Source organism: Sulfolobus sp. E5-1-F (assembly GCF_009601705.1).
Lineage (GTDB): Archaea > Thermoproteota > Thermoprotei_A > Sulfolobales > Sulfolobaceae > Saccharolobus.
In genome coordinates this window covers 415140-438135 of record NZ_CP045687.1, presented here as the reverse complement: position 1 = coordinate 438135, position 22996 = coordinate 415140, and the positions used below count along the sequence as shown (strand labels likewise).

Sequence of the window (22996 nt, the reverse complement as noted above, 5' to 3'; positions counted from 1 at the left end):
TAAATTATCTTATCGTTATGGCTCTCCCATAATAAAGCAACGATATACCATTCAAACTTGTCTTGTATTACCAAAAAATAACGAAGTTTTCTGGATCATTCATCATAAGTTTATGGATGGAATTTAACTTACATTAGATTAAGAGCACATTATATGTTAAATCTTTAAGGAGTGGAGAGTATTATTCCAATTATGACTAATACTTTGACACTATTATTAGTCAAGTATTATACTATGTTTATTGCATTTAGATACCTCTTACCCCTCTCGCTGATTCCTATTATATACAGACATTCCTCTGCTACCTTATCACCTACTATATAGCCTTCTGGAGCATAAACCTTGGCCTTTCCTAACAACGAGTAAATTGTTGAAGGAGATTTTAGCTTCACTACCGGATTTTTAATAATTTTAGACATCCCAACCCAATCATCATAGCCTATTTCTTCTCCCTCACCATTAACTAGAATTTGTCTACATAGTACTTTATCATAATTCTCTATAGACCCATTAAATAATGAACTAATAACTGCAACATCTCCAAATTTATATTCAACAGCTTTACTTGCGGGCAAGGAACCCAACAAAACATTTTTTGTATCTAAATTAAGGAGTTTTATATCTTCCTCTCCTATGATAGATATCGAATTATCATACTTCTTCACATTGACCTCAACTTCCTTCCCTTCTTCAATTTCTTCGTTAGGTTCAAGCATTATATAGCCCTCAGTCAGGGAAAAAGTACCCACCATATAGCTATCAAACTTCACTGGAAGAGCATAGTAGGAATTATCAACACTCTTAAATAAGTAAACTGGAATTAGAGTACTTCTATATTTATCGGCTCTAACACTTAGTGCTAATCTAGCTTTAATTCTACCTAATTCAATTATTTCTTTACGAGAAGGATAAAGATTTTTCAGAATTTCTGAAATAATAGTATCAAATACGACAATCGAAGATACTATGTTCCCAGGTAACCCAATTACTGGCTTGCCATCAACTATTCCTAAAATGGTAGGCTTTCCAGGCTTGATCTTTATACCATGAATTATTATGCTCCCTAACTCTCTTATAGCTCTATGGACGAAATCTTTTTCTCCTGCACTAGTGCCACCAGTAAGTATCAAAACATCAGCCACTGAGATAGCCCTCTTTATCTCACTCTTGATGGTCTCTAGATCATCTCTAAGTAATGAAAGACCGACTATTTTGTAATTTTCTTTAAGCTTAGAATATAAGTAGTGTAAATTTGACTCGTAAATTTTACCCGCAGATAATGGGCTGCCAGGTTCAACTAGCTCATCTCCTGTTGCAATTAAATATATCTTTAGCTTTTCATAAACCTTTACACTACTTATCCCTAATGACGCTAGCAAAGCAATCTTTTCATGGGAAATTACTTCACCCTTTCTTAATACGATTGAGCTTTTAGGAATATCGCTCCCTATCCAGCCAATATTCTGGCCAAAACTCATCTTTCTGTCTGTTCTTATGGAATTCCCATTAATTTCTTTGATATCTTCAACTTTTATTACAGTATCTGCACCAATTGGAATCATTGCACCAGTATCTACTTCAACTGCTACACATTCATCTATACGAATTTCTTTAAATTCTCCAATTCCTATTCTATCTATTACCTTTAACTCTCCAGGAGTGCATGAAGATTTTAAGGCGTAACCATCTACATTCGATCTTGAAAATGGGGGGTAATCAATAGGCGACTTAAGATCTTCTGCAGATACGTAGCCAAAAGAGTCCTTCACTCCTACTTCTACGATTTTAGGATTAAAATTTAATGATGATAAGTAGATCTTTATTGCTTCCTCTATTGAATATAATGATTCGTCCTTTACAAACACTCTCATATAAAAAAAACAATATCTTATACGATTAAAAAGTTATGAGAGACGCTTTTTCTAACTCGTCTAATACCATTACTACGGGATCACGAACTTGTGATATATCTAAATTCGCCTCTCTACTTAACTCATTAACTATCTCGTCTACACTTCTATTACCATCACACATAGCCCAAATATAATAAGCTATGGGAGCAAGCTCATATACTTTATCTTCAGCTACTTTTACTATATAGTTATCACTTTCCTCGCTTCTATCAATTAATTCTCCTATCTTCTTTGGTTTTTTGTCCTTTACTTCCTCAAAATTCACTCTTCTTCACCTTCCTCGTTTTCTTGTCTTCTTCCGCCTCTTCTTCCATATCTTCTCCCGCCACCGCGGAAGCCTCTTCCACCCCCTCCACGCATTTGCTGAGGAGCTGTTGGTGTGTTCTCTGGTATTTGAGATGAATCGGGAAATCCATCTTCTGAAGCTTCAGCTATCTTAGTCTTACTTCCAGCATTTAACTGCACTTGACCTTTAAAAGCAGTAGTCCATGCGTTTTCTATTTTTACTACTTGACCTTCCTTTATACTACCCGCATGTTTTCCCCATAATGTTAATTTTACTCTTCCCGTTTCATCTCCGACAATAGCCTCACTTATAGTTCTAACACCATTCTTTGTCTGTATTTGTCTTGCTTCACTTGCTTCCAAAACTCTCACGGTTACATCCACGCTTTCCATATTTGGTTTTAGATTACCTACTTTTTCTTCCATTCGACTCGACTCACAGATTTGTTATTTCTAATATCGTTTTATCCATTTATAAATCTATGTGTTAATGAAAGAACGTTAGAAAGAAGCGAATATGAAGGATTAAGAAGACATATGTAAATTAACTTCTATTAGGTAAAAAACTCTAGATGACAAATCATTTCGACTGAAGAGTTATACGTTGGGTGGACATGAGTAACACTAAGAATCACTTTTTTATTATGATGTATTCTTTTTGTTATATACTGTAGATCAAATAAAAATTCTCATTATTTTTAGTATGACGAGATAAAATTTATGAGAATCGAAAGTTACACCAATGATATCACATTATATCTTATTTCCTTTTCATACTAAAAGATGATAGTTGTCTCTTTCTTGTAAGAGAGCCGTTCTTAATTTTTGTTTATAAGCTAAAATTGAGAAGTAAAGAATGGGATAAAATTGAGTGAAAAGACATTACTTGAGTTACCCAAGAAATTCATGGAATCGTTAATGGCACCATTTATAGGTAGAGAAGAAGAGGCAAAAGTGATTACATTAGCCTTACTTAGTAAAGAGCATGTAATATTAATAGGTGAGCCCGGTACCGCAAAGTCAGCCTTGGCTAGAAGAGCTGCTGAATTGTTAAATGCTAAATTCTTTATGTATTTACTAACAAAATACACTGAACCTGCAGAATTATTCGGCGCACTTGATATAAATGCATTAAAGGAGGGACAGTATAGGAGAATTACAAAAGATCGATTACCGGAGAGCCAAATAGCATTTCTAGATGAGATATTTAATGCAAACTCTGCAATACTTAACGCTTTGTTGTCATTGTTAAACGAAAGAGTAATCTATGATGGTTACAACGTGATAAAGGTACCTTTAAGGACACTAATATCAGCAAGCAATAGAGTGCCAGATGAACCAGAATTAGAAGCACTTTACGATAGGTTACTCTTAAGACATTATGCCAGACCGGTAGGAGAGGAATTATGGAAACAGTTATTGGATGCTACATGGGAAATAGAATTTACTAATAAATGGGCAGTTAAAGAGCCTATAATGAACGTAGAGCATCTAGATAAGCTATACTCGTATCTATCCCAAGTTGATCTCTCTGGAGTTAAAAACAAATTATTAAAACTATATGCAATGCTAGAGGAAAAGGGGATACACTTATCAGATAGAAGAAAGGGTAAGGTTCTGAAAGTGGTTTCTGCACATGCGATATTAAATAGTAGACTAAAGGCTACTGAAGAAGATCTAATAGTTTTAAAATATATAGCTCCAAGAGAGATAGATGACTTTGAAAAAGTAGCTGCATTATTATCTGAAGAGTTAAAGACACCAATCAAATACATGAAGGAATTAAATGAAATATATAATAACATCAAGGAAGCAGCAAAATACGTTGAAGCAGCAAATGAGTCTGATCCTAGACTTATCGAACTAATTAGAAGTTTAAGGGCAACCAGAGATAGAATAGTGGCTTTAGGTAAAGAAAGCGGTGACGAAAAGGTCGAAGAGTTTTCCAAAGAAGTTTTAAGCGAAATAGACAAATTAATAGAAAAAGTTGCTAGGAAATTAGGGATTTACCCATGACTGAAGAGGAAGGTGTATTAAGAGGAATAGATTACAAAGATCCTCTGGTTAAATATAGAGGAGAGAGAATCTCCTATACTTTGAAAAAATTACTGGGAAGAGATGTTCAATTAAATGAAACATTTTTAGTTGATACCTATTATGTTCACTATCTACCCTTACCAATAACCAAAGGAAAGAGTGAAATAGGAAAGAGCCAAGAAATAGCGTATTCATTGGTAAATTCCACTCTATCTTCTGATGTGGTTCTGAAAAATAGGGAATACTCAATTGTGAATTCAGCCGTAAGTTTAGCTTTGACAGTAAGTTACGTCCAAAATTTGATTGAGGAGTTAGAAAGAATAAAGAAAACTTCTCAGTCTATGGAGGAGAGAGAAGCAGCTGAAGAAATATTAAACGGTTTAATGAAAGGTAGTTCTTCAAAAGAAGGGAAAGAACAAAGGAACACGAATCAGCAGTCCATGGAAAAGGTCCTTAGACAGGCTCATGAGAAGGCGATGTCTAAGGCTATAGAGGATGCCAATTCAGTTAGAAATATGCAAAAGATTGTTGGAGGTAACGGAGCAGGTACAGGAAGTGTCTTAACATTTGAAGGAGAAATTCATGAAGTGTTAAGACTTGCTAGAAATACTGAAATTAAGAAGATATTAGAGTTTTTAAGTGGGATTCCAAAGTTAGGTAGCATTACCAAGAGAAGAACTACTAGGTTCTCAAAAGGTGAACTTTACGGATACGAAGAGGGAAGTGATATTGAGAGGATAGTCTACTCCGAATTAGCCTTACCAGATATACTCTTTTACTTAAAACTAGCAGAAGGTCAATTATTATTATATCAGAAACAAATTAAAGAAACATTAGGTCCTATATACCTATTACTTGATAAATCGGGAAGTATGGATGGGGAGAAAATATTATGGGCTAAAGCTGTGGCATTAGCACTGTATAGTAGAGCAAAAAGAGAAAATAGAGATTTCTACCTAAGATTTTTCGATAATATACCATATCCATTGATAAAAGTTCAGAAGAATGCCAAAAGCAAGGACGTGATAAAGATGATAGAGTACATAGGGAAAATAAGAGGGGGAGGAGGTACAGATATAAGCAGATCAATAATATCTGCTTGTGAGGACATTAAGGAAGGTCATGTTAAGGGAGTTAGCGAAATAATATTATTAACAGATGGAGAAGATAAAATTGCCGAAACGACCGTGAGAAGATCGTTAAAAGAGGCTAACTCTCAATTAATAAGTGTCATGATTAGGGGAGATAATGCAGACCTTAGAAGAGTATCTGATGAGTACCTGATAACGTACAAATTAGACCACGAAGATCTATTAAGAGTTGTGGAAAGTTAAAAAGAGGAGGCCTCAACTTCACTCTCCCACGGGACACGTGGGTGTCTGCTGAGTATGGCCATTTTAATATATAATAAAAACATATTATGAAGTTTTCTGTTGTTTCTGCTTTCTTATGTTTTCTATGAAAGTCTTTAAGAACTCGAAGTCTCTTTTTAATCCTTGGATATCAAACTCTTGAATCCATATTAAACCTCCAGCTGCGTCCACAACTTCTCCACTAAGTTTCAAATCCTTTATTCTATCTTTCCAATTGAATACGTCCTTTGAGATTACTAGGACGTAAATCTCTCCTTCGTTCCTAACATGAACCTTACCCCAGAAATAATCACTAAAACTATAATTGAGTTCCTTCGCAAATGGATCCTTTCCAGGTCTTTCAGAAACGCTAATCCACTCCTCCGATTTACCACCAATATCTTGAATTATTTTTTTAATTTCCTCACTCATTCATATCACTCCCTTACTTCGTAATATCTCAATAGCAAGTCTTCCTATTCCCAATTCCTCGGGGGTGAAACCAAACGATAAACCCAATAGTTGCGTTATATAGATTGCCGGCATAGTCCAATTTACGTTGAATTCTGCTTTGACCTTCAGCTGTAGAGAGTCCAACTGGAGATGGCATAAACTACATGGATGTATGACTAAATCAGCTCCAGCTTGTTTAGCACCATTAAGAACATTAAACGCTAACTTTAAAGCACCTTTAGGATTACTTCCGACTAAAGGAAATCCGCAACATGAGGTCATTGTAGGAAAAGGAACTGGTATAGCCCCAGTAACTGCAACCAACTCGGATAAACTAGTTGGATTGTATGCTTTTTCAAATCCCATAATTTGCTCTGGTCTTAACATTTGACATCCGTAATAAGTGCCTACTTTAAGTCCAGTTAAAGGTTTTTTAACGTGTTTCTTGATATTCTCTAAACCCACATCTCTTATTAGAACCCAAACAATATGTTCAGCATCAGCCTTTCCCTCATATTTAACTGAAGTACCTTCTAATCGTTTGTCTGTCTTTCTTTTAATATCTTTATCTTCCTTGTATTTGTATGTAGCCAATCTATGGCTATGAAGACATACACTACAGGGTGTTACCATTTTCCCTAATCCTAACTTCTCCACTTGCGATAAATTCCTTAAGTTTAGAGCAACATGACCAACCTCGTCATATTCGTCATAAAATCCTCCACCACAGCAGTTCCAATCTGGTACTTCAACTAGCTCTATTCCAAGTACTTCTGCAACTCTTCTTGTTGCTATATCTACATCTTTAGATAAACCATGCGTAGCACATCCAGGATAATAAGCTATTTTCATTTTTATCACTCACCTATAATCTTTTTGATTTCATTTATATTTTGTACTGGTTTCTCTTGTACTAATGCATATTTAAGCTTTCCTGTCCTTGACATATATACTAGATCTATAAGGGACTGCAATACTCCATAAGTCTTCAAATATACTGGTGCTTCTGCAAGTTTTCCAGTCTTTAGTATCGATTCATGAATAGCCTCAACATGTTTTTCACCTCTTTCTGCTACTTCTGACTTGTCCTTGTATAGTTTAGTAAAACTTCTAGTTTTCTTTATTGCAGTAACTGGCTCTATATCTCTGGGACATACATTAAAGCATTGGTAGCAATAAGTACACCGCCATGCACTATCTATTAATATTTTCATTCTCTCTTCAGTTATTGTATCCCTTGGATCTGCTAAGAATCTATAACCCTTGGCATGAGCTGCTGGTCCTAAAAATTGCTGATCTATTACAACAGCTGGACAAGCTGAAACACACAACCCACACCATATGCATTGAGCGAATTTCCATAACTCTTTTTGATCTTCAGGCTTAAGTCTATGTTCAGCTTTGCCCTCTAATACTTCTTTAGCTTGATATAGTCTTGGTTTCACCTTGAACATCCTTTCGTAAAACTCATCCCAGTCAACTATTAAGTCTTTGATTGGTTTAAAGTAATCCATTGGTTCGATTGTTATTACATTATTGTTATATTTTTTGACAGTATCTAAAACTAACGTCTTACAAGCTAGTCTAGGTTCACCATTAATCTTCATTCCACAACTTCCACATACTGCCATGTGGCATGATGCTCTATAGGATAATGTAGGATCTTGCTCACTCTTTATTCTCCTAAGAGCCTCAGTGAATTGTGTAAACCTATCAACCTTTAGTTTATATTCTGACCACCAGAATCCCCTTTCTGGGTTAAACCTTTTTACCTTTAATATAACTTCTTCCTCTTGCACTTGGGCCATTTCAATACACCCTAGGTTCTGGCTTCCATCTGGTTATCTTAACTGGTTTAAATGTAACTTCAACCGTATTACCCCTCAAATACGCGATAGTATGTTTCAACCAATTATTATCATCCCTTTCAGGATAATCCGTTCTGTAATGTGCTCCTCTTGATTCTTTCCTCTCTAAAGCTGATTTAGCTATTACCAATGCTAAATCCAACATATTCCTCAATTCTAGAGCGTTAAAGAATTCTGTATTATAGACTTTACTCTTATCTGTAACATACATATTACTAATCATACCTCTTAGTTTATTTATCTCGGACATTGCATTAAGTAGACCACCTTCATCTCTATATATTCCCACATAATCCCACATCGTATCCCTTAGCTTCTCCAATATTTGACCAAAATGTACACCACTCTCACTCTTTACGAACTTATAAGCCTCATCAACAACTTTCTCAGCTTCTTTCTCATAATTTGATGTGGGATTGCTTGGATTAGACTTTAGAAATTGTACGACAGTTCTACCAGTAACTTGGCCAAATACTAAAGTGTCTAGAAGTGAATTAGAGCCTAATCTATTAGCACCGTGTACTGACACACAAGCTGCTTCACCCGCAGAGAATAGTCCTACAATATCTGGATTCCTACCCTCTATATCCACATCTATTCCTCCCATATAATAATGCTGAGCAGGCCTAACTGGGATGGGTTCAGTAAACGCATCTACACCAGCAAAGCTTTTTGCAGCTTCTACAGCTAAAGCAAGCCTTTCTTTAATATATTCTTCACCTAAATGGGTTAGATCTAGACCAACATATCCACCAGGATATCCTCTTCCCTCCTTTATCTCTGTGATAATTGCCCTTGAAACTATATCCCTAGGTGCTAAGTCTAGCTTTTTGGGAGCATATCTCGTCATAAATCTTTCTCCCTTTATATTTCTCAATATTGCACCTTCTCCTCTAGCGGCCTCACTAATTAAAACGTCTGATGGATATAGTGCAGTTGGATGAAATTGGACAAATTCTGGATCTTTTAGTGCTGCCCCTGCTCTTAATGCAATTCCGAATCCATCCCCAGTATTGATGTAACTATTCGTTGTATGCCTATACAACATTCCCATTCCTCCAGTCGCTAATACAACAGCCCTTGTCTTAAAGAAGAATGGAGTTAGTGTCTTCATTTGCATTGCTACTATACCAACTACCTTCTTATCGTCGATAACTAGATCTAAGGAAAACCACTCGTTGTAAAAATCGACGTTTAAACCAGAAGTTCTTTCAAAAAGCGTATGTAAAAGCGCCATTCCTGTTTTGTCTCCAACAAATCTGGTCCTCGGATAGGTTTGCCCTCCGAAATATCTAACTGCAACCCTGCCATCCGGTTGTCTATTGAATAGCGCACCCCATCTTTCAATTAGCATTACTATTTCTCCGGATTTGTTAGAAAGTAATTCCGCCGCGTCTTGATCTACTAAATAATCACCACCTTTAACTGTATCATATGTCATATAATCTGGGTTATCATTTGGATCCGAATTCCCGGGAATATAAGCTGCTATTCCACCTTCAGCTGCAGCGGAATGAGATCTTGTAGGGAATACCTTTGAGATAACAGCAACCTTAAAACCAGCAGAAGCTATCTCATGTGCAGTCATTAAACCAGCTAGTCCTCCTCCAACTACAACTGCATCGTATTCTATCTTTTCCATACAAGTTTATATTTGCATAATAGTTTTTAAGTATTCTTTCTACAATTTCACATAAGGTCTAATAAGCTATTTACTACATATTTCGGCTTAACACTACTTTTATCAACATCGTTAATAGTTGATATACCCGTTAAGACTAATGCAGTATCAGCACCTATATTGTATCCCATTTGGATATCAGTCTCTATTTGATCCCCTATAACTAGAATCTTATCTAACTTCTTTACACTTGAAATTCGCATGGCTATTTCTATTATCCATGTGTTAGGTTTCCCCGCTATAAAGTCTGGATCCCTTTTCAAAGCATAAATTATAGAACTAGCTAATGCTCCAGCACCCAACTTTAACCCATCTTTAGCTGGCCAAAGTCTATCCATATTTGTTACTATGAATTTTGATCCCTTGCTTATACACCTCATAGCTAACGATAGTTTATCATACGTACTTAACCTATCTAGGCCCATTACTACGGCATCTGGTAAACTTCTCTCTGATTCAGTACTAGAATATACTGAGAAACCATGATTTTTCAATTCTTCAATAAGGCCTTCCTCACCTACTGCAAATACAGATTTTACATTAAGCTTTTCTTTCATGTAAATTGCAGCAGCCAATCCACTTGTAATTATCATATCCGGAGTGACTTTAAGGCCTAGATAAGACAACTGTCTAGATAATAGGATCCTACTAAATCCAGAGTTATTAGTTACAAATATGATCTTAACTCCATTATTTTGGATATTCCTTAGCGCCTGTATATTTTCCCATATCGGTTCTCCTTCTCGCAATATTACCCCGTCTATATCACTTATTATTAATTGGTAGTCATTGAGCGTTGACATTTCTAATTAACACCTCCATCTTCTCCTTAATTTTTTGTTCTAATTCTTCTAGTTTATTTACAAAGCCGAAAAGTCCGAATGCTGTATAGAATATGTTTTCACAATTTTCCCACTTTCCAATTATCTCCGGCATTATTTTGAAATAATAATACTTTTGTCTATCAAATAGATATAGGAGAAACACTTTATCACCTTTTTGTAGGATATACAAGTCACAATAGTCTAATGAATTCTTTATAACTTTGTCTACACCTAGCTTTTCCTTATTGATTGACAAAACTATTTTATTTCACCCCATCAACTTATCATGGACATGGATACTGAAAACTTAACAAGGAAATACTATGGATATCTTAAAACTCTGCCAAGTATAAAAATATTTGCAACAACCTTTTCAGCAGAATCATTATTTATAGTGCTGAGGAGTTTCCAACTAACTTTTGATTATCTGTTTTCATTTACACTTTACTCTATTCTCCTAACAATAATTTTTAGGAACAAGATAAAAATAGCCTTATTTATTATGGATCTAACTGCGATACCTTACCTTCTGCTTTCTCTATTACCTGTAGGTCCATTTTATGCATTCGGGTTTTTCATGCCACTTATGGCGTATATTCTTCTAGGTAGTTATAAGGAAATCCCTTCTATAATATTGTCTGGAATTACATCGTATCTTCCTATAATATTTTATCTTAAATACTCAATTATATTTTTAATCTATATAATTACGATAGGTTTAATATTTCATTTCTATATATATACGGTTAATAGAAAGGGCATAAAAATACTTGGGTTCAAATCAACTCAAGTAGCTGTTCCCTTCATTACAGCAATAACTGAAAAAAATAAAGTACCACTGGAGAATTTTCTAAATCTAATATCTGTGAAAACTAATCTGAGTATATTTATGTATAGATTAGACGATTTTCTTTTTATGATACCACAAATACATTTCGGAGTTTTTGATAGTGTTGGTAGTTCTAGATTCGTATATGATATTGAAAAGACCTTAAAAAATAACATAGTAACAATATTTCATGGACCAGGTAGTCATGAATTAGATTTACCCTCATCAGCCGAAGTAAATAAAGTAATAGAGGTAATCTCAAAAAGTACGCTAGAACGTAACGACTGGAACAAAGCATCTTTTTACGGTATTTCAATTGAAAAACGCTCTACTTTTGATGTCACATCATTAGAATTCGACAAGTTTAGAGTCTCATTTATGGAGAGACCAGAGTTTGGAATTGATGATTTACCATCCTCCCTATGGAAGTATATGTTATCCTCAAATAACTACCTTATAGATTGCCATAACTCTTTTTTGGTAAAGGAATATGATGCTCATGAAATAAACAGCTTAAAGGACTTCATTATGGATCAAAGAGGGATTAAAAACGTAAGGAAACTTTTGGTAGGATATGCGGAAGGAAAATTAGATAAAACATGTGAGGGATTATGTGATAGCCGAATACGAGTCTTCACATTTGATGATGGAGTAAAGAGAGTATCTATCGTTTATATTTACGCTAATAACTCAACTAAAGAACTTAATAACGCTATATCCAATGCAGTAAGGCAAGTCGTTGATAAGGTAATTTTAGTCACACCAGATGATCATTCTTGTACTGGGATAAGCTTAGGGATTACATACTCTCCAGCCACTTTTTGCGAAGATCTTGTGAATAAGGCATCTGAACTAATTAAAATATCCACAAAGAATATGAAAGAGGTAAATAACATAGAATATAAAGTGATTAAGATAAAAGGTGTAAAGATACTCGGAAGAATAATTTCCATTATGTTAAAGGCATTAGAAGACGTAGGGAACTATACTTCAAAAACGTTTTGGATTCCATTAGTAGCACCATATGTTCTACTTATAGTTATACTACTTTTCCAAAGCTTTATTAAATTCTAAAATTATCGAGTCCACATTATATTTCCATTTCATTAAATCCTTAGGCTCCGCTGGAAAGTGTTTATAAACATCTTTAATCTTCCTCATATACTCGGCAACAGTTTTTAGCTTAAATAGTAATGATGGTTTTCCAAGGGCCATAATAATTCTCATCGCCTTTTCGGCTGTGGAAAGTTGAAGATCACCATTTGCACTTGCCTCCAATAAGTCCTCTTCTCTTATCACTTTTTTATTCATTCCATAATTTATCTCATCATCACTTAACCTCTGTAGAAATCTCCTAAACAAGTCAAGACTAGCTTGCTTAGCGCCATATCTCTCTATATAGCACTCGTTAGCATTCCATAGTCCTTTTGCAGAGAAATCGCTATTCTCAAATGCATTAAGTATAGCTTTACCAACGCAATAAGCTGAAATCATTGCAGAACCTTTTCCTCCTCCGTGTACCGGATTAACTGTAAATGCTGAATCGCCTATTACTGCTATACCATCCCATACAATAGTTGCAAGTGGCCTTCTAGTAGGCACTAACGCTCCACCTTTAACTAATAGTCTATTCTTATCTATGTCTGGAGCATAATAGTCAACGTATTTATTATAGAACTCATGAATACTAGGATATCCCATACCTCCTTGTATACCTAGACCAACATTAACCTTATTTGGCCCTTTTGGAAAGTACCACCAATAACCTCCTGGGGAGGCCTTCTGTGTTATGAATATTCTTAAATAGGGATATTCTTCAATTTCGTCCTTAGTATTTAACACTTCTCTATATGCAACATCGGCATCTTTATCATCTAATGTTTCAGTCACCGGAAATTCAAATGGAAGCTTACTTCTGAAGCTAGTTGAATATCCAGTAGCGTCGACTGTAATTTTAGCTTTTGCCTCTATAGTTTCATTAGTCCTTCTATTAACCAAGACCGCTCCTTCAACTTTATTGCCAACTATTATCGGTTTCATTGCTGTAGTTAGATCTAAAATTTCAACTCCCCTTTCTCTAGCCTCTTTGGTTAGTCTCTGCACATAACTGGGAGAATCAATTTCAAAACCTTCTCCTTTTACAGTCCATACGGTTTTCATATCAGGGCTATACAGTTTTATACCCTCTACCTTCTCCTCTAATTCTTTACCTTGAGGATAAGGCATTCCTAGGTTATCGAAATGTTCTTTGCTTATTGCGTCTCCACAAGGTTTATCGCCAAATCTGTTCCATGGTTTACTATCTATTGCTAATACCTTAAGGTTAGATTGAGATAATTTCCAGGCAAGTGATGCACCAGCTATACCTAAGCCAATAATTAAAACATCATATTCCGCTCTTTTCAATTTAGCACCACTATCTACTTTCCTCCTTAGAATAAAAAATTATTTACAATAATCCTTTATAATATTCGCCTTTATTGAATTAGGAATCTTGGGTAGTATTTTTTCGATAAAACGTTTATTATCATTATCACAATATATTATTATACCTTTCATATCTTGACTATTTTCTAAGATCTTTCGCATCATTTGATCAACCTCTTCGGGCTTCCAAATGTAAATATAAGTACCTAAATCTATATTATCTAAAAGAGCCTCCCTGGCATTTTGTATGAACTCTGGGTAAGGAATCGATGAAATGAAATTTATTATTAATTTCTTACTCCCATTCAACCTACAATCCTTAAACATCGTCCTAACGAAATTTGGTATTTCTTCAGCGTTAGTTGAAGAGATTACTACAATGGGCTTATTTTCAAGTTGCATAAGCTATTAGTAAGACTCAAATTTAAATGGTTTATGAAAATACCACTTATTATTATCAATTATCTTAAGAGAATATAGAGAGAATTATAATATGTGATTATAGTAATCAAGTATAGGATAATTGATAACAACATAAGAAACATTATCAACTCTCTCAGAAAAATACCATTTATAAACGAAATATTATTCTATAGAGGAGAAAAGAATAGCATATTTGCAAATGACTATAAAATTTGGGAAGAGGGATCTGATTTGAATCCCGTAGAAGAAATATATGACGTGAAAATACTGGAACTCGCAAGAAGAACATATTTTCCAACATGTGGTTAAGTTCTTAGATTCCTAATGTAAAAATTGGAGTCAGTTATAACTACATAACCTCTTGCCTCAGGTGGGAATTCCCTAGTTATACCCCCACTATATAATACCCTTGCTAGTTTATCGATTTCTAGTCTCTTATATTGACCTATTACTAACCAATCCCATGGACCGGCACCAATACTTTTCCTTAACTGATCTATTTCTCCTTGATGTCCATGAATAATATGATATTTAACAGAAGCTGCTTCCGCAATGTACATAGTTGTGCCAATTATCTCCTCCCTATATCTGGGCTCTGCAGTTATGCACTTAATTGCATGAGGATCCATATCTCCTTGAACGTAAATTATCTGGGCCCAAGGAGCTATACTCCTAATGACATAGAGTACATCAATAACTCTAGGACACTCATAATCCCAATAACATTGGGTGGTATCACCATTTAATACTATAACCTCTGGCTCCTCCTTCTTTATAATACTTGATAACGTACTTTCAACATGAGGTTCGGGGAATCTAATATTACTCATTACTAATATCTTCATTTAGATCTCACCCTCGAAGACATATACTCTCTTAACCCCATCTGAGGAAATAACACCTCTAGCCATCCCTCTTGTATTATAGTATGCGGAGGCATTCCCATATTTATCTAATCCTATCATTCCTATATTATCTTTTCCAAAAATTTTAGTTATTTTGTTTATCACGGCTCTTAGAGCATCATCAATAGTATAACCCAATGAGACTAAAATATCCACTTCTTTAGCGGGTAACATCCTTAAAATTATCTCACCAATCCCTGTACTAGAAACAGCTACATTGGACGTTGCATAATAACCAGCACCCGGTATAGGAGAATCCCCAACTCTTCCAGGTAATTTTCCTTTTATCCCACCAGTGCTAGTCCCAGCTACTAAATTACCATGCTGGTCTAAGGCTACAGCACCTACAGTATCTCCAAAAACTTTGCTCTCTGAAATAATATTATTATTATTAGAGTTATTATTACCACTATTGCCTATCATTAACACATGCTTATTTTGAAGTAAGATCTCTAAAGCCTTTTTTATTGCACTACCTTCCCTTAATCCCATGATACCTCCTGCCTGAAGTGTATTACCTATCATTATTCCAGCATCCATTTCAATATATCCAGCCGAGTTTCTCACACTTCCTTTACCAGCATCAAAAACCCCAGACTCCTCCATATAATATATAGCCTCTACTACTGCTTCGAGCGCAGAACCTTTCCTAAACTCATAATATCCTCTTTCTAACGCTTCACTTATTGTCAATTTAGCCTTATCTTGATCAGCTATTTGCCAACTTCCTGCTCCACCGTGTATTACAAGTACTGGTAAATTATATCTCACACTCTTCTATTAGGAATAGATATTTTTATTTTCTAATTAATAGTCTTTAAGAATAAGATGAAAGCCAGCTACACGTTACCCCTTTCCATATTGATGATAGTTTTACCAATAGTTCCAGGTTTAGTAGACTCTTTTATAGCATTTCTAGCAGGAGCTACAATAGACTTCATTATTGCAATCTATATCTTAATTTCTGAGAAACCTTGGGCAAATGACATAAAAACCGCTATTAGCACTCTTTACTTCACCGCTCTATCAACATTTGCGGATGTAGCTGGAGTTTTCTTTGTTATGGCATATCAAGATGAGTACAAATTCGCAATAGTTACACTAGCCTTTTCTATTCCATTTATATATAACTTGTTTCTAGTGTTAAAATCGGTATTACCTAATATAATAAAGAGAGATATATTGTATGTAGGAAATGGATTATTTGCATTTATATTAGTCTTAATTATTGGATCAATAATAGGAAGAGCGTTTATAACAAACTTTTACGCGCTCTTACCCTTATATGCTGGATTTTTAATTTTGGCCATTATAGCTTTATTTTACTTCAGAAAAAAGTGAACAATATATGACGAGAATAGCAATAGTAGGGGCAGGTCCCGCAGGGCTATCTCTAGCTTATTTTTTAAAAGGGAGTAAAAAAGTTGAGGCAACAGTCTACGAGAGTATGGAAGAACCTGGACTCAAACCTTGTGCATGGGGATTAATTACTGGAATAGAAAATATAATACCAATACCCAATGAAACTATAATTAGTGAAATAAAGGGTTTTAGAATATATCTTGATAATAAACTTGTTTTTGATATAAAAACAAATAACAAGCTAGGATACATTATCGATAAACCTCTCTTCTTAAAAAGACTTTCAGATGAAGTAAATGTAGAATTTAATTCAAAAGTTATAAAAAAGGGTGATAAGTACTACGTTAATGATAAACCATTAGATCATAATAAGATAATATTTGCAACAGGGCATTATAGTGTAACTAAGTCTATGTCAATTCCCGCCATCCAGTACATTACAGATTACGAAATAGATAAAGAAGTTGTGGAATTCTATTTTTACTCAGGCTTTTTGGGCTATGCTTGGGTATTTCCAGATAGAGAGGGATCTAAAATTGGGATTGGAGGATACGCTGAGGTGCCGGAGTTAAAGGAAAGATTAAAACAGATCCTCAAGGGGAGAATTAAAATGTTTCATGGAGCTAGGGTTACAGATTATGGAGTGATAGAAGACAGATTAGACGGTAGTTACACGGGTGAGGCTTTGGGTACTGTATATGCAATAACTGGAGAGGGGATAAGACCATCGATTATTTCTTCAAAAATTTTAGCTGATTCCATATTAACTGGAAAAAACTTCAAAAAGGAATTTAAAAGGAGTAAGCTATATTGGTCGTTAAACTGGCATGCAAAAATTATAAAAATGACGAAGGAAAGAGACCCAGGTACTGTAAGACTTTCGAAAGCCTTACTTAATAATGATCCCCAAATAATTTTAAAATTTGCAATAGGCGACTTTAATAGAGTTGACTTGATAAAGATCTTTGGGAGGTCTCTTATTTGAATTCGTCATTTTATTATCTTGATGATATTGATAAAAAGATACTTAATATACTACAACAAGATTCACGAATACCTTTCTCTAGACTAGCTAAGATGCTTAATTTAAGCGAGGCTACAATATATGTAAGAATAAAGAGATTAAAAGAAAATGGTGTCATTAAGGGTTTTTATACTGAAATAGATTTCGATAAGATTGGGCTCAGCGTTGTAGCTTTTGTGTTAATAAAAGCGGATCCTAAGAAATATGATAATATACTAAAACAATTAGTGGAAATGAAAGAAATTTATGAAATTTATGATGTAACTGGAGAATATTATGCAGTGCTGAAAGTAAGAGTTCCAACTAGAGAAGATTTAGCAAAAGTATTAGATAAGATAGGAAATATGGATGGAGTTACATCAACTTACACGATGCTTGTACTTAGATCAATAAAGGATAAGAAAGATCTTGATCTATAAATCAGGTGCGAGAGCTCCTCATCACATTTTTCAGACGGTTTTCTATTCCTCATCTCCTAATCTTTTCTATTAAATGTGTCACAATATATTTAGCCGGATTAATGTTTGTAGCTGCTTCAAATCCATCCCACAAAGGTGCAGCGTTAACTTCAATTATCTTATAACCACCATCCTCTACGTCTTCTATAATATCTATCCCAGCATAATCCAAACCAAGCACTTTAGCACTCTTTAAACTTATTTCCTCCAATTCTGCATCTGGAATTAAGACTTGCGCCGTAGCCCCTTGAGCTATATTAGTCTTCCATCCGCCCTTAGATATTCTATATATGCTCCCTAAAACCTTATCACCAATTACGATTACTCTAATATCCCTATCCGGTTTCTTAACATATTTTTGAACATAAACTGGCTGGTTTACTGATAAGATAGCCTTTGCTACTCTAAATGCTATATCTGGATCTGAAACTTTAACAGATCCTAAACCAAGACTTCCTACTACGGGTTTTATTACGACTTCACCCCACCTTTCGACTAGTCTCATAACTTCGAAGGGATCTTCTACTAGTGCAGTATTCGGAACTGGAATACCCATTCTCTTCATTCGCATTAAACTTGCAAATTTATCCCTGGCCAATAACATAGAATCTGGTCTATTGATCAACACCACTCCGCTTCTTTCTAGTTCCCTTAATACATCAAACCTTTTTATGAATTGTTCAGTAGTAGAGATGAAGCCTAAGTTCCTTATTAATCCACCATCTATATCAACCTTCTTTCCACTATATGTGAATTCTATACCATTTTCAGTTATTTCCGCGTTTAATTTAGAAATTCTTATATAATAGGCACTATGATTCCTATTTTTTATCTCTAATAAAAGCTGCTTAGAAGCTTTAGTTACTTTCTCAGATTCATGAATTACTGCTAATCTAATAATAATCCACCAAAAAGACCTTGAATTTAAATTTCTTAAATCTTATCTATATTAGCCTCCTTTAGAAGACCGTTAGCTAAGAACTCTGGAAGAGACCTTATCTCACTAATATATTTAGATTGGAAGGGAATGTTACTTATTAGCTCATCATATTTTTGCTTATATTCTAAATATACTGACCTAACATACTCTTCCAACTTTCCTTCTCGATAATACTTAAATAATTGCTTTGCACTACCATTTATTTCCTCTACTTTCTTAGTTTTATAGTCAACAAAATCATCTATTACTTGATAAATTATTCCTAAATACTTACCAACATCCAACATCTGTTGTTTCGTATTATAATGTTTAGAAGCATATGCAGATAATACTGTGGAAAGCTTAAATAAACTACCAGTTTTTAACTCGATTGTTCGTATGTAGTCACTGTTATCATACATATCCCTTAAAGCACCAACTGAAGTATCCTTCCATAACTCAATGCTAATATTTAACGCATCGTCACCATAAGAGGTCTGAATTATCCTAAGAGCAGTGGGAATAAGATAATTGGTTATGAATATTACTTTCCTATTTCCATATACAACCCATGCTGCTTTATCACCTCTCCTAGTTGTATCTAGATCAACTATATCATCCAAAGCTAAAGAAGCAGAATGCAAAATTTCAATAGCCAAAGCACCACCATAAGAGTCCTTAATATCTCCCCCTAAAGCAACAGTAAAGAACATGTTTAAAGTTCCCCTAAATCTCTTACCATCCTTAAGAATATAGCTACTTATATCAACTAGATCCCAATCTCTATTAGAATTTAGAAACTCTTCTATTAATTTGTCTATAGTAGTCTTAGCTTCTAACCAAAATTCTATGATGCCCAATCAGCAGAACCTCCTTCATTTCTTTTTTAAGTAAAACATAATCATACTTAAATATATGGGTGCTAATAGAGGGTCTGCGTCTATTAAAACGTCAGTAACCATTACCCCCTTAGATTTTAAGGAAAAAATCATTCTTCTAATAATATGCATATCGACACCAGTATAAACTATCTGCGCACCATCTAATATTTTAGTATCAAAATAACTTGAAACATTTACTCCAAGACTCTCTAAGAAAGACTTAGCTGGAAACATGATCGGAGACAGGAAAATAGGCAAATCTGGCTTGAAAACTTTTGCATAATTCTTAACATAATCATCTAAATCCGAAAGATCGTTTAATTGATCCAAAATCCTTTTTTCTCTTATTGTATTATCATTACACAATATCTTTAAAATGGATAGAGATAGATTAATCTCACAGAAGGTTCTATCCAAATTAATAATTGAAATAAAATTATATCTGGGTTTTATCTCTGACTTACCACAATAATAAATATTTCCTTTTATTCTTAGACTCTCTAAACTATCCAAAAGCTCCCGCAATTCACTTTCATCCGCAGTAAATACTACCACGTTTGAAACTTCAACATACGGATTGTAAATAAATAGAAAATCGTAGATATTTAATATGTTGATTATTTTATTCTTCAAGGAAGAAAGAGCTCTTGCAAAAGTAAATGCAGGAAGTTCAAGACCACGACCATATACTATTAAATCTGTTTGAGGAAAATTTATATTTAAAAACTTCACTAGTTTCCTTATACTAGTGCCGTCTTCAGACTGTTGCAACAGGAACACGACCCCTGTTCTGGTTTTTCCGGTAACTTTTGAATTAACGCATATAAAAGTTTCTTAGCCTTTTCCGTATTTTCTGCCATAACTCTAGTGACCTCTTCTGCTGTAACTGGAATCTCAGCGAAAACATCGTAGTCAGTTACCATAGCAATGGTAGCATAACACATTTGTGCCTCACAGGCTAGATTAACCTCTGGTACTAACGTCATGCCGATTATATCAGCCTTATAAACTTCTCTCCATATCTTACTCTCAGCCCTTGTAGAAAACCTAGGACCTTCAATACATATATAGGTACCACTTTCATGTGCCCTAATGTTTAATTCTTTAGCAGTCTCTAATACCAATTTCCTCAAGCTGTTACAAAATGGATCAGCCATTGAGACATGAGCTACTACAGGACCATCAAAAAAAGTGTAATCTCTTTTCTTCGTCATATCTATAAATTGATCTGGTATTACAAAGTCACCAGGCTTATAATCCATTCTCAAACTACCTACTGCAGAAACTGAAATGACCCATCTAACCCCAAGTTCTTTTAATGCCCAAATATTAGCCCTATAGTTTATTTTGTGAGGAGGAATTCTATGTCTCCTCCCGTGTCTAGGTAGGAATGCTACAGTCTTATTTCCAATTTTACCTATCGTTATTAAATCACTTGGTTCCCCGTATGGGGTATATATTTTTATTTCTTTACTTTCTGAAAAAATACCCGGATCATATAATCCAGAACCACCAATAATTCCTATCGAGGCTTTTTCATTTTGCTCAATCATAAGTGAAATACATTAACGTACCTTATAAAGTATAAACCAAAAACTTGATAAAGTTTTAACAGAGATTTTTTAGGGAGTTAATTTTGCCCAAAATACCAGTGAAAGTGGTCACATGGGACGAAATAGTAAATCTTTCAACTAAATTGGCTGAGAAAATTAAAGATAATGATTATAATGTGGATGTGATAGTTGCAATAGCCAGAGGAGGTTTAGTACCAGCTAGATTAGTAGCTGACGTCTTAGGCGTCTTTGATATATTATCAATAAAGATAGAGCACTGGATAGTAACAGCATCCCATACCCCTGAGGCTAAGGTGAAATATCCATTTAAAGTTGACCTTTCAGGTAAGAACGTAATTATAGTAGATGACATAACAGATACGGGCGACAGTATAGAATTGGCTCGAAAGTATGTAACTGAAAATTTCAGCCCAAAAGAAGTTAAAACAGCGACTTTACAATATATAAAACCAGCGGCAAAGATTATGCCAGATTACTATGCGGAAGAAATTGTAAACTGGGCCTGGTTCATGTACCCTTGGAATTACTGGGAGGACGAAATTAACTTAGTTAACAAAATATTAGCGGAAATGAAAACAAAGGATATTGACGTAAATGAACTGAAAAAGAATTTCGCTGAAAGTTATGGTATAGATGACCCACCAATCTCATTAGATAAAATATTGATGGAAATGAAAAGAAGAAAAATAATATAATAATTTAGTATATCCTATACCTTAACTTACCTACTATACCATTAAACGTTTTTTTAACCCATTCAGCCTCTGGTACCTTATCACTTACCACAAAAACCTTAACACCGTAATTTTCCGCATCTTGAGCTATTTTCTCTAACTCCTTATCACTAGAATCCTCATGAATTACTAAAGCCTCTACAGCTCCCATCTCCATAGCTTTCTTAATTTGCTCCTTTCCATATATTATTAATCCATCATCCTTAGCCAAATGATATTTTAATTCCTCTAGTAATTTCTCCACCTCAACGTATTGTTGATTCTTTAATAAATCCTCAGCCTTCATTACAATTTCCCTTAAACCAACCTCACCTTGATCGGAAACATCAATTAAAGGTTGCAAAATTAAATTCTTTATCCTGTAGTCTACATAGTCTTCTTTATAGAAATCCTCCTTAGCATATCCCGGACCGCCTAGTAGTATACCTTTCATCTTGCCCGTCTGAATAAAGGGCATAAAATACGAATTAACTTTCTCACCAACCTCTTTTAAGAAATTATGATACATCTCGTCTATTATTCTATCAATTCTTCTCTGAGATTGCCCTCCCATCATATGTTTACCTGGCACAAAACCTTCAATTTCCTCTAAAATTTCTATTCTAGTTCCCTTAAGTAAACCTATAGTGGCTTCATCCCTTTCTACAATTATAAGACCATATACTGCAGTATCTTCCACCATATCCTCTAAAAATTCTACATGAAACTCCTTGTCAGTTCTATAAAAGAATAATGGAACTTTATCTGGAGGAGAAAACATAAAACACTTGAAGTCCTCAGTATCGAAATTTTCACCGCAAAACAGCACTAAACCATTACCATCTACCTTCGGTATCTTATTCAGCCTATCTATTGCTGCACCTATAGCAGAAAGTACAGCATCTCTAGTCCTCTTAAGCTTTATGTTCTGGGCTATTGAGTACTCTTGCCTAAGAAGATTGACTACATCGGGAATAGGCCTACCAGGAGGTATATATAAGGATAGAAGTACAGTAGCTGGCGCCTTCCACTTCTTTAATTCCTTAATTAATGCCTTCAATTCTTGTT

General features: G+C 34.7%; 26 protein-coding genes. 8 read left to right on the top strand and 18 right to left on the bottom strand.

Annotated features, from left to right (window positions below; translation table 11 throughout):
- Positions 1-227 precede the first annotated feature (227 nt).
- From GFS03_RS02365 to ssb, 3 genes are read right to left on the bottom strand one after another with little or no spacing between them, the layout of a single operon-like run.
- Entirely contained in the window at positions 228-1871 is a 1644-nt protein-coding gene (locus GFS03_RS02365; protein ID WP_153422333.1) for a molybdopterin molybdotransferase MoeA, read from the bottom strand.
- 25 nt (positions 1872-1896) lie between these two features.
- Positions 1897-2178: a PqqD family protein gene (locus GFS03_RS02360; protein ID WP_153422332.1), complete on the bottom strand. Its 282-nt coding sequence runs from the start codon at positions 2176-2178 to the stop codon at positions 1897-1899.
- Positions 2175-2624: a single-stranded DNA binding protein gene (gene ssb, locus GFS03_RS02355; RefSeq protein ID WP_153422331.1), complete on the bottom strand. Its 450-nt coding sequence runs from the start codon at positions 2622-2624 to the stop codon at positions 2175-2177. The genes GFS03_RS02360 and ssb overlap by 4 nt, the downstream gene beginning before the upstream one ends.
- 441 nt (positions 2625-3065) lie before the next feature.
- Between ssb and GFS03_RS02350 the strand changes: the two genes are divergently transcribed.
- Complete coding sequence (locus tag GFS03_RS02350) at positions 3066-4214, top strand: AAA family ATPase (protein ID WP_153422330.1); 1149 nt, start codon at positions 3066-3068, stop codon at positions 4212-4214.
- On the top strand, positions 4211-5569 hold the full coding sequence (locus GFS03_RS02345) for a vWA domain-containing protein (RefSeq protein ID WP_153422329.1): 1359 nt from the start codon (positions 4211-4213) through the stop codon (positions 5567-5569). The genes GFS03_RS02350 and GFS03_RS02345 overlap by 4 nt, the downstream gene beginning before the upstream one ends.
- Positions 5570-5653: 84 nt before the next feature.
- On the opposite strand, the gene GFS03_RS02340 is transcribed toward GFS03_RS02345, so the two are convergent.
- Genes GFS03_RS02340 through GFS03_RS02315 form a run of 6 tightly spaced genes read right to left on the bottom strand, consistent with a single transcriptional unit; the run spans position 5654 to position 10669 of the window.
- On the bottom strand, positions 5654-6019 hold the full coding sequence (locus GFS03_RS02340) for a succinate dehydrogenase (RefSeq protein ID WP_153422328.1): 366 nt from the start codon (positions 6017-6019) through the stop codon (positions 5654-5656).
- Positions 6020-6892 (bottom strand): CoB--CoM heterodisulfide reductase iron-sulfur subunit B family protein, encoded by an 873-nt coding sequence (locus tag GFS03_RS02335; protein ID WP_153422327.1) that lies wholly within the window; start codon positions 6890-6892, stop codon positions 6020-6022. It abuts the gene before it with no gap.
- Positions 6893-6897: 5 nt separating this feature from the next.
- Entirely contained in the window at positions 6898-7848 is a 951-nt protein-coding gene (locus GFS03_RS02330; RefSeq protein ID WP_153422326.1) for a succinate dehydrogenase/fumarate reductase iron-sulfur subunit, read from the bottom strand.
- 1 nt (position 7849) lies between these two features.
- Positions 7850-9550 carry a succinate dehydrogenase flavoprotein subunit gene (locus tag GFS03_RS02325; RefSeq protein ID WP_153422325.1) on the bottom strand — a complete coding sequence of 567 codons (1701 nt, stop codon included), beginning with the start codon at positions 9548-9550 and terminating at the stop codon, positions 7850-7852.
- 47 nt (positions 9551-9597) lie between these two features.
- Complete coding sequence (locus GFS03_RS02320) at positions 9598-10392, bottom strand: HAD-IIA family hydrolase (RefSeq protein ID WP_153422324.1); 795 nt, start codon at positions 10390-10392, stop codon at positions 9598-9600.
- Positions 10376-10669, bottom strand: a complete 294-nt coding sequence (locus GFS03_RS02315) for a hypothetical protein (RefSeq protein WP_153422323.1) — start codon at positions 10667-10669, stop codon at positions 10376-10378. The genes GFS03_RS02320 and GFS03_RS02315 overlap by 17 nt, the downstream gene beginning before the upstream one ends.
- 30 nt (positions 10670-10699) lie before the next feature.
- Between GFS03_RS02315 and GFS03_RS02310 the strand changes: the two genes are divergently transcribed.
- Entirely contained in the window at positions 10700-12316 is a 1617-nt protein-coding gene (locus tag GFS03_RS02310; RefSeq protein ID WP_153422322.1) for a DUF2070 family protein, read from the top strand.
- Here GFS03_RS02310 and GFS03_RS02305 read toward each other — a convergent pair.
- Together GFS03_RS02305 and GFS03_RS02300 are read right to left on the bottom strand one after the other, a co-directional pair.
- The gene (locus GFS03_RS02305) at positions 12287-13648 is read right to left on the bottom strand and encodes a digeranylgeranylglycerophospholipid reductase (protein WP_153422321.1); all 1362 of its coding nucleotides are present in this window, start codon (positions 13646-13648) and stop codon (positions 12287-12289) included. The genes GFS03_RS02310 and GFS03_RS02305 overlap by 30 nt on opposite strands.
- A gap of 39 nt (positions 13649-13687) precedes the next feature.
- Positions 13688-14071 carry a DUF5751 family protein gene (locus tag GFS03_RS02300; protein ID WP_153422320.1) on the bottom strand — a complete coding sequence of 128 codons (384 nt, stop codon included), beginning with the start codon at positions 14069-14071 and terminating at the stop codon, positions 13688-13690.
- A gap of 93 nt (positions 14072-14164) precedes the next feature.
- On the opposite strand from GFS03_RS02300, the gene GFS03_RS02295 reads away from it, so the two are divergent.
- Positions 14165-14401 carry a hypothetical protein gene (locus tag GFS03_RS02295; RefSeq protein WP_153422319.1) on the top strand — a complete coding sequence of 79 codons (237 nt, stop codon included), beginning with the start codon at positions 14165-14167 and terminating at the stop codon, positions 14399-14401.
- Here GFS03_RS02295 and GFS03_RS02290 read toward each other — a convergent pair.
- Positions 14398-14937, bottom strand: a complete 540-nt coding sequence (locus GFS03_RS02290) for a phosphoesterase (RefSeq protein WP_009989504.1) — start codon at positions 14935-14937, stop codon at positions 14398-14400. The genes GFS03_RS02295 and GFS03_RS02290 overlap by 4 nt on opposite strands.
- Positions 14938-15768, bottom strand: a complete 831-nt coding sequence (locus GFS03_RS02285) for an isoaspartyl peptidase/L-asparaginase (RefSeq protein WP_153422318.1) — start codon at positions 15766-15768, stop codon at positions 14938-14940.
- A 57-nt stretch (positions 15769-15825) separates the two neighbouring features.
- Here GFS03_RS02285 and GFS03_RS02280 point away from each other — a divergent pair, with 57 nt between their 5' ends.
- The 3 genes from GFS03_RS02280 to GFS03_RS02270 are packed head-to-tail and all read left to right on the top strand — an operon-like array spanning position 15826 to position 17802.
- The gene (locus GFS03_RS02280; RefSeq protein ID WP_153422317.1) at positions 15826-16338 is read left to right on the top strand and encodes a hypothetical protein; all 513 of its coding nucleotides are present in this window, start codon (positions 15826-15828) and stop codon (positions 16336-16338) included.
- 7 nt (positions 16339-16345) lie between these two features.
- Positions 16346-17344 carry an NAD(P)/FAD-dependent oxidoreductase gene (locus GFS03_RS02275; protein WP_153422316.1) on the top strand — a complete coding sequence of 333 codons (999 nt, stop codon included), beginning with the start codon at positions 16346-16348 and terminating at the stop codon, positions 17342-17344.
- Positions 17341-17802, top strand: coding sequence for an Lrp/AsnC family transcriptional regulator (locus GFS03_RS02270; protein ID WP_153422315.1), 462 nt, complete (start codon positions 17341-17343; stop codon positions 17800-17802). The genes GFS03_RS02275 and GFS03_RS02270 overlap by 4 nt, the downstream gene beginning before the upstream one ends.
- Positions 17803-17851: 49 nt before the next feature.
- Here the strand turns inward: GFS03_RS02270 and GFS03_RS02265 are convergent, their stop codons facing one another.
- Genes GFS03_RS02265 through GFS03_RS02250 form a run of 4 tightly spaced genes read right to left on the bottom strand, consistent with a single transcriptional unit; the run spans position 17852 to position 21194 of the window.
- Positions 17852-18724 carry an ATP-grasp domain-containing protein gene (locus GFS03_RS02265; RefSeq protein ID WP_153422314.1) on the bottom strand — a complete coding sequence of 291 codons (873 nt, stop codon included), beginning with the start codon at positions 18722-18724 and terminating at the stop codon, positions 17852-17854.
- Between the two features lie 50 nt (positions 18725-18774).
- The gene (gdS-2, locus tag GFS03_RS02260; RefSeq protein WP_153422313.1) at positions 18775-19620 is read right to left on the bottom strand and encodes a hexaprenyl pyrophosphate synthase; all 846 of its coding nucleotides are present in this window, start codon (positions 19618-19620) and stop codon (positions 18775-18777) included.
- 15 nt (positions 19621-19635) lie between these two features.
- Positions 19636-20421 carry a hypothetical protein gene (locus GFS03_RS02255; RefSeq protein ID WP_153422312.1) on the bottom strand — a complete coding sequence of 262 codons (786 nt, stop codon included), beginning with the start codon at positions 20419-20421 and terminating at the stop codon, positions 19636-19638.
- Entirely contained in the window at positions 20382-21194 is an 813-nt protein-coding gene (locus GFS03_RS02250; protein WP_153422311.1) for an S-methyl-5'-thioadenosine phosphorylase, read from the bottom strand. Before GFS03_RS02250 ends, GFS03_RS02255 begins: the two co-directional genes overlap by 40 nt.
- An 83-nt stretch (positions 21195-21277) precedes the next feature.
- On the opposite strand from GFS03_RS02250, the gene GFS03_RS02245 reads away from it, so the two are divergent.
- Positions 21278-21910, top strand: a complete 633-nt coding sequence (locus GFS03_RS02245; RefSeq protein ID WP_153422310.1) for a phosphoribosyltransferase — start codon at positions 21278-21280, stop codon at positions 21908-21910.
- Between the two features lie 4 nt (positions 21911-21914).
- On the opposite strand, the gene prf1 is transcribed toward GFS03_RS02245, so the two are convergent.
- A complete protein-coding gene (gene prf1 / locus GFS03_RS02240) occupies positions 21915-22988 on the bottom strand; it encodes a peptide chain release factor aRF-1 (RefSeq protein WP_153422309.1) in 1074 nt (357 codons plus the stop codon).
- Between the last annotated feature and the right edge of the window lie 8 nt (positions 22989-22996).